The following is a 7867-nucleotide window of genomic DNA, read 5'->3' as shown; positions in this document are numbered from 1 at the left end:
AGATCTACAGCTTCGCTTTTGCCTGCGGTGGCTTTCTTTGTCGTTCCGCCCAATGTGGCAAAATCAGCTAGTGCTAGTGTTTGAATCCGCGACTGCTGGAGTGCGGCTTCTTTTTCGGCAATGGTATTATAACCCCAGTCTGCTAAATATAGCTTGACTGACTCTAATTCTGGCTGAGTGGCAATTTTTGTCAGGGTACTGAGTCGATCTTCGACAAACCAGACTGCTGGCGATTTCTTCGCACCACGATCGAGAATTTGCTTGAGGCTATCTATTTTACTGCGTTTGAGTTCCTTCCCCCAAATAAATTCACTCGCTAGCTCGATGCCCTGTTTTTGCAGCAGTTGAGTTACAAATCTGCTTTCTTTGGTAGTAATAATGACTGGTTGAATCTTCCGATTGGGCAGATCTTTGAGCAGATCGACCACTCCCGGATAAAATTGATGCAAAGCCAACCAGCTTGTCAGGTCTTGCTCGATCCAATTGTCGCGGACGGCATCTAATTGCTGACTGACTTTAACGCCGCTGAGGCGACTGTCTGCAAGGATGCGATCGCGAATCCGCTGCCAAGAACTCTGCATTCGATCTGCGGAAATACCTAAGGTTAGTGCCCGAATCAGGACGGGCATTTCCCAGCCGACTTCAATCAGCGGACGCAGTTCTCGAAATCTTTCAGCTACTCCTGGCGATGGTTCTAACCGCTCTAACTGCCATACTTGGGTGTAAGTACGCCATGCCGTCTGCCAATACTCTGCCATTCCATCGCAGATAACCCCATCGAAATCGAGGGCGAGAATTCGCGCAGCATTCATACAGTTGTTTTTCCTTTGACTAAAATAACCGTCAGTCGGAGCCGTAATGACTCGACCCTGAGCTTGCTGTTTGGATTTTTGATTTAACTGGGGTGCAAGGATTCGAACCTCGGAATGTCTGGACCAAAACCAGATGCCTTACCACTTGGCGACACCCCATTGCAATGACATCTATAAATATAGCATAGCCATCTGGGTTTGTGTCAAGAGGAAAGACTAATGTTTTTGGGCAGACCCTCTTGCCTCCGTCCCAAATAGGTATGGAGCAAGGTATCGATACCGATCGAACATCATCCCAATGATAGTTCCGAGTCTTGGTGTGAATGTGGTTTTGTATAGATGTGGAGCTAGTCGCTACTGGCTCGATTCTCGTTCCGAGCGGGGATTATTTGGTATTAAATAATACTTTCTATCGGCAAAATTGGATCGTAGATTTAATGGTAAATATCTAGTCAATAAATATCAACTTGACTAAATATTTGTTATTTAAGCTACATTACTGGCGCGATTGAGGCTGTTTATTGCATTATCATCAGGAGTTTTTTTGAAGAAAATGAATTATAAAGATTTTGTTAAGATAGGTGGAAATGTTAAAAAACGATGTTTAGAATGTAAACATGTTAACAAAACAAATACAAATCTAAATAAACCGTTCATTTAGTCTATAGCTGTTGATAGACGGTGATTACGAAGTACTGTTTAGAGCCTATTTAATACATTTTTAGTGAATTACTAGCAAGATGTAGGTCACGATCGATCGACGAAATGGTGATATCCAAGCTTGAAGGATTCAAGGAATTCGATCGCCAGATCTACTAGTAGCATCATATAATCCAGGAGAATTATAATGAAGATTGCTCAGATTGCACCTTTATGGGAACGAGTCCCCCCACCAGCTTATGGTGGAATAGAATTGGTGGTTGGACTGTTGACAGATGAGTTAGTTGCCAGGGGGCATGAGGTGACTCTATTCGCATCGGGAGACTCGATTACCTCGGCAAAACTAGAATCGATCCATCCCCAAGCCCTGAGATTAGACCCGACGATTAAAGAATGTGGCATCTATGAAATGTTGCAACTGGCTCAAGTTTACGAACGAGCGGGAGAGTTCGATCTGATTCACTCGCACATGGGTTGTGCGGCATTGCCTTACAGCAAGCTAACTAAAACGCCCACAGTTCATACATTGCACGGCATTTTTACGCCAGACAATGAAAAAATGTTCGTTCATGCCAAATCGCAGCCTTACGTGAGCATTTCTAACGCTCAACGGGAAGAACGATTGGGGCTAAATCATGTCGCCACGGTTTATAACAGCATCAATGTAAACTCACATCACTTTTTCCCAGTAGCTGACGAACCAGCCTACCTGGCATTTTTGGGCAGAATATCTCCAGAAAAGGGGCCGCACCACGCGATCGAAATTGCCAAGGCGACCGGAATGACTCTCAAAATGGCAGGTAAGGTCGATCCGGTCGATATTGAATATTTTGAGAATCAGATTCAGCCGCTAATTGATGGCGTGCAGATTCAGTTTTTGGGTGAAGCCGACCACTTTATGAAAAACGAACTGATGGGTCGAGCCATCGCAACTTTATTCCCGATTACCTGGCGCGAACCATTCGGCTTGGTAACGATCGAATCGATGGCAGCAGGTACGCCTGTAATTGCGATGAATCTCGGCTCGGTACCAGAAGTCGTTGCCGATGGAGTGAGTGGATTCATCTGCAACAACATTGCTGAATGCATTGCCGCTGTAGCCAACATTCCCCAACTGTCTCGATCTGCTTGTCGTGAGTATGTCGCTCATCGATTTGGAGTCGAGCAGATGGCTGCGGGTTACGAAGCGGTGTATCGGCAGATTTTGGCAGAGAAATTTGCGAGTAATGGACATCTGGTTGGCGCGCGCTAAAACCAGATGCCATCGAGCAGATGAGGGTCGGTTAACGATCGGCTCTCGTCTGCATCATAACCTGGGTGACGATCGAAGATTGCCACGTTCGATACTCGCGACAATTTAAATCGCGGCTAGAAGACAACCCATTCGATCGACAGTCACTCACTCACCGGGACTCTCACAAAGAGAATTTGTAGCCGCATCGTAATTAACGTCAGTTCTGGTTAAGCTTCAACTCTGTTGCTACCTTGGTTCATTGGTAGCAAGTTGCCCAACCGGGTAAAGTTCGACAGACATTTTAGATATTTTGGGATATTTCATTCCTTTTATCCCGAACTCAGGTTAATTATGCTAACGGCTGGTGAGGATGACTTATCCCGATTAATTTCAATTATTTACTGAGGTGCAGATATGTCAGACGGAAAATTCCCAACTACCACGATTAATCACACAATTGCCAAACCCCATCAACCATTTCCATCCGCACGCCCCAAAATTCCCACTCGTCAAGCAATTGCCTTAATTTCCGAGCATGGCGATCCTGCTGCTGAAATTGGTAAAGATGCTGCTGGCGGTCAAAATGTATATGTGCGCCAAGTGGGTGAAGCTTTAGCCAAACTCGGCTGGCAAGTAGACATGTTTACTCGCAAAAGTAGCCCTGACGATGCGACGATCGTTCACCATACACCTTATTGTCGGACGATCCGGTTGACTGCTGGCCCCGAAGCTTACATTCCCCGCGACGAACTATTTCAGTACATGCCCGAATTTGTCGAAGCGTTTCGGAAATTTCAGCAAAAAGAAGGCACGCATTATCCATTAGCCCATACTAACTACTGGATGTCTGGTTGGGTAGGAATGGAACTCCAACGCCGTCAAAATATTCAACTAATTCATACCTATCACTCATTAGGTGCCGTAAAGTTTCAAGCGGTGAGCGAGATTCCGGCAATCGCCCAAACTCGGTTGGCAGTAGAAAAAGACATTCTCGAACGAGCGCACCGCGTTGTCGCTACCAGTCCTCAAGAACTCAACGATCTAGAGACATTAGTATCTAAAATTGGTAAAGTCGATATCATTCCTTGCGGTACCGATGTTAGCACCTTCCACCCGATCTCTAAATCTGAAGCCCGCAAACAGCTAGGGATCGGTGCTAAAGAAAAAGTGGTGTTGTATGTCGGTCGTTTTGATAAACGCAAAGGGATTGAAACCCTAATTCGGGCGACAGGCGAACTTCGCACTCAATTAGAACAAGGTGAAGAAATCGATCCGCAGCACTTAAAATTATTAGTTGTCGGCGGTAGCGATCCGAATGAGGCTGATGGTGCCGAGCGTCGCCGGATTGAGGAGATCGTCAGCGAATTAGATCTGACTGCCAATACCGACTTTGTCGGCATGGTCGGACACGATCGCCTCGCATTGTACTATACTGCTGCTGATGTCTGCGTCATTCCCAGTCACTACGAGCCATTTGGCTTAGTGGCGATCGAAGCTATGGCTTGCGGCACCCCTGTAGTCGCGTCTGATGTGGGTGGTTTGAAATTTACAGTGATTTCTGAGGAAACTGGATTACTAGTCCCGCCTCGTGATGTGAGTAAATTTGCCCACGCCATCGGCCGGATTTTGACTGATGATATCTGGGCGCGGAAAATTCGCAAACAAGCATCCGCACGGGTACAGCAGAATTTTAGTTGGACGGGCGTAGCCATCCAACTAAGCGATTTATACCGTCATCTCTTGGCTCAATCGTTAATGAGTCCAGCACTAGGACGCGGATCGAGCGCGACTTCGACACTCTTGCCCAAACAACAGCAAGTTGTCAGAGCATCCTAGTTTAGGACTTCGTTTCTGGATCTAAATCCCCCAACCCCCAAGGATGCGCTTGCTCTTAAAGTCCCTCTTTCCAAGGCTACGGTGTATACACATCTCTAGTTAGAAGCGAAATTGGTGTAAATCCCCCTAAATCCCCCTTTTCAAGGGGGACTAAGAGTCCGGTTCCCCTTGAAAAGGGGGATTAGGGGGGATTCAGGGGGATTCCGGCAATTTCGCTTCTCACCAGAGACAACCTGTGGATATTTGGCGGTAGCAGAAATTTTAACCGATCGGATCTGCACTCCTGGCAAAGTCCGATTTGCCACCAGTTTTACTAATCAACCGAATTGCCTCGATCTGCATCGATTTGTCTAGTGCTTTAGCCATATCGTAGAGCGTCAAAGCCGCGATCGATACTGCCGTAAGGGCTTCCATTTCCACGCCAGTTTTAGCTTCGATCGTGACAGTCGCCCGAATCTGAATGCCTGGTAACTCGATATCGGGTGTCAAATCTACTAGTACCTGACTTAAAGGGAGTGGGTGACATAACGGAATCAGATTGGCAGTTTGTTTGGCCGCCATGATGCCTGCAATTCTCGCAGTGCTCAACACATCACCTTTGGGTGCATTACCAGCCAAAATCGCTTCTAGGGCACTCATAGCCATCCGAACTTGTCCCCCAGCTACAGCAGTGCGTTTAGTTACCGCTTTGTCTGCGACATCGACCATTTTGGCTTCCCCACGATCGGTTAAATGCGTGAGTCTTTCGGTTGGCGGAGCATCAATCTTGTCGGAAAAATTTTGCACGATCGCGTAAAAGTATGTTATGTTTATGTACTGGACTGGGGCGAGTAGTTTAGTGGATAGAGCGTCCGGCTACGAACCGGAAGGTCGGGGGTTCGAATCCCTCCTTGCCCACTAATTTAAACTAAACAGGTTTGAGTGTATGCTCGAACCTTTTCAGTTTTTCCGCGATCGGGAAAAGGTATGTTATAATTGTATACGCACTAGGGCAAGTAGCTCAGTGGATAGAGCTTCTGACTACGGATCAGAAGGTCGGGGGTTCGAATCCCTCCTTGCTCACTACTTTAAAACAAAAAAGGCGCGATCCAAACGGATTGCGCCTTTTTTATTCAGTTAGATCGGTTTGGCGGTGTGCTTCGCGATCGAGATTTGACTCGCGGCGGGGAAAGGATGGTAAGTTTTGGTGCAGTAGCGTCGTTATCGATTGCCTAGCTCCAGCTTGTGGGGCAGCCGATTGACGGGCGGGAAAGGATGGTAAATTTTGACGGAGCAGAGTAGCCGTCGATCGCAAATTGCCGACTTCTTCAAAGTCAAATTCTGGCTGCCACATGGCACTATCGACATCTCGCGCGTGAGTCGCCCCTGCAAATCCATTGGTAAATAGCTGCTTAAAAAATCTGCGCGCGCGCCAACCTTCAAAATAGAAGTAGGCAACGACTAAAATATATAAACCTGCGAGTATTAGCACGATCGTCAAATATTGATAATTTTTGCTATCGGCAAACATATTGTCGAGCACCGAGGAAATCGTCGTCAGCATTACTCCCAGCCAAGCTAAGAGCACTGCAAAAGTAATCTCATTTAATTTGAGAGTTAAAGAAATCTCATACCCTCGATATAAACTCTCGATTTTGCCTTCGATCGTCGGCACTAAAAATGCAGGCACATGCAAATATTTATGGCCGACAATCCGAGTCGCTATAAATCTCAGCCCCTGAATTTTACCAAAATACTGTTGATGCTTTGGGGTGGGATTGTCACTCGATCGCGATGAAAAGTCCGGATCGTAAATTGCAGTTTCTAATCGATCGGTAATCTGGGCAAAGTCGAGTGTAGTCAGAATTATACGGCGATCGCCTGGAATTTTAATCATTGTATCTAGATCGGCTAAATATGCGATGCCATTAATGTGTTCGAGCTATGAATGGGTAGATGATGTACAGCATACACATCGATCATTTTATAGCGTCGTCCTAAATAATTGCTACACTTTCTCACTAACTTGAGCAAAAATACTGAAACCGTCAGCGTCAAATATTAATTATCAATCCCTACCGCTGCGGAAATCGAGGTTAATCCTCGCGATTCTAATTTAGCTAACAATCCAGTTAAAATCCGATCGACCATCCAGGGGCCATTATAAGTCCAACCCGTATAGACTTGAATCAAACTCGCCCCAGCCGCGATTTTCTCCCAGGCATCATCGGCGGTGAAAATTCCGCCCACGCCGATAATTGGCAAATTACCATGCGTCTGGCGATGGATAAACCGAATCACTTGGGTAGATTTTTGACGAACTGGTGCGCCACTAATTCCACCCGCTTCTTCAGTTACTTTTTTGCCCGTAGCAGCAACTATTTTAGTCGTCAATTGCGATCGATCGATTGTCGTATTCGTCGCGATAATTCCCGCTAATTGATAAGCCTGCGATAACTCCACTACTGCTGCAATATCTTCCCAGGCTAAATCGGGCGCAATTTTGACTAAGATCGGCTTGCGACCTTGATTTTCTTGTTGTAAAGTATCGAAAATAATCCGTAACGGTGCGATCGCCTGTAAATCGCGTAAATTAGGCGTATTCGGCGAACTGACATTAATTACGAAATAATCGCCTAAATTTTGCAACCTTTTAAAACTGCCCAAATAATCCTGAGCTGCTTCATCTATCGGTGTAATTTTAGACTTACCTAAATTGATGCCGATCGGAATGCTAAAATCGTCCCGATGACGCTGTTGTAATGCTTCAGCCATCGCCGCACTGCCCAAATTATTAAACCCCATCCGATTTAACGCCGCCCGATCTTGTGGCAGCCTAAATAAACGCGGTGGTTCGTTTCCTGGCTGTGGGTGATAAGTCACCGTGCCCAATTCAGCAAAGCCAAATCCTAAATATTGCCACATTCCCGCCGCGATCCCATCCTTATCGAAACCCGCCGCCAAACCAACTGGATTAGCAAAATTCAAACCGCATAAAGACTGTGCTAATTGTGGCTGCGCCCGACAAAAATACTGCTGAAAGCTTGCTTTGGCAAGTTTGGTCAGAGGGGATGTCGGCGTGGAATCGAGCGAGTGTAATAGGGCTAACGACTGCTTGTGAACCGCTTCTGGGTCGGCTTTAAGAACGGAAAATAACAGGGGACGGAGTGCGAGTTGGTAAATATCCAAGAGGGAGTAAGGAGTAAGGAGTAAGGAGTAAGCAAAACCCAACCTATACGCTAGCTTCGTTTGAGGTTGACTTACCCCCCAACCGGGGGGCTTTTCCGGCTCCCTCCCCTTGATAAGGGGAGGGCTGGGGTGGGGTAAAGGGACTACGTGCGATGAT

6 protein-coding genes and 3 tRNA genes are annotated in these 7867 nt (G+C 46.5%); 4 read left to right on the top strand and 5 right to left on the bottom strand.

Annotated elements, in window-relative coordinates; genetic code table 11:
• Both RMO79_RS22145 and RMO79_RS22140 read right to left on the bottom strand, forming a co-directional pair.
• The coding region (locus RMO79_RS22145) for an HAD family hydrolase (protein ID WP_310485431.1) at positions 1 to 812 on the bottom strand (812 nt) is incomplete at its 3' end.
• An 87-nt stretch (positions 813 to 899) separates the two neighbouring features.
• Positions 900 to 971, bottom strand: a tRNA-Gln gene (locus RMO79_RS22140).
• A 688-nt stretch (positions 972 to 1659) separates the two neighbouring features.
• Between RMO79_RS22140 and RMO79_RS22135 the strand changes: the two genes are divergently transcribed.
• Positions 1660 to 2724, top strand: a complete 1065-nt coding sequence (locus RMO79_RS22135; RefSeq protein WP_310485430.1) for a glycosyltransferase family 4 protein — start codon at positions 1660 to 1662, stop codon at positions 2722 to 2724.
• Positions 2725 to 3120: 396 nt separating this feature from the next.
• Positions 3121 to 4542, top strand: a complete 1422-nt coding sequence (locus RMO79_RS22130; RefSeq protein WP_310485429.1) for a glycosyltransferase family 1 protein — start codon at positions 3121 to 3123, stop codon at positions 4540 to 4542.
• Between the two features lie 261 nt (positions 4543 to 4803).
• Here the strand turns inward: RMO79_RS22130 and moaC are convergent, their stop codons facing one another.
• Positions 4804 to 5328 carry a cyclic pyranopterin monophosphate synthase MoaC gene (gene moaC / locus RMO79_RS22125; protein ID WP_310485428.1) on the bottom strand — a complete coding sequence of 175 codons (525 nt, stop codon included), beginning with the start codon at positions 5326 to 5328 and terminating at the stop codon, positions 4804 to 4806.
• Positions 5329 to 5366: 38 nt separating this feature from the next.
• Between moaC and RMO79_RS22120 the strand changes: the two genes are divergently transcribed.
• Both RMO79_RS22120 and RMO79_RS22115 read left to right on the top strand, forming a co-directional pair.
• Positions 5367 to 5439 (top strand) — tRNA-Arg (locus RMO79_RS22120).
• Between the two features lie 92 nt (positions 5440 to 5531).
• Positions 5532 to 5604, top strand: a tRNA-Arg gene (locus tag RMO79_RS22115).
• Positions 5605 to 5650: 46 nt separating this feature from the next.
• On the opposite strand, the gene RMO79_RS22110 is transcribed toward RMO79_RS22115, so the two are convergent.
• Together RMO79_RS22110 and RMO79_RS22105 are read right to left on the bottom strand one after the other, a co-directional pair.
• Complete coding sequence (locus RMO79_RS22110) at positions 5651 to 6418, bottom strand: hypothetical protein (RefSeq protein WP_310485427.1); 768 nt, start codon at positions 6416 to 6418, stop codon at positions 5651 to 5653.
• Between the two features lie 164 nt (positions 6419 to 6582).
• Positions 6583 to 7710: a quinone-dependent dihydroorotate dehydrogenase gene (locus RMO79_RS22105; RefSeq protein WP_310485426.1), complete on the bottom strand. Its 1128-nt coding sequence runs from the start codon at positions 7708 to 7710 to the stop codon at positions 6583 to 6585.
• Positions 7711 to 7867: the final 157 nt, after the last annotated feature.

It is taken from the genome of Chamaesiphon sp. VAR_48_metabat_403 (genome assembly GCF_031422475.1).
Taxonomy (GTDB): domain Bacteria; phylum Cyanobacteriota; class Cyanobacteriia; order Cyanobacteriales; family Chamaesiphonaceae; genus Chamaesiphon.
This window is presented reverse-complemented; position numbering and strand designations above follow the sequence as displayed.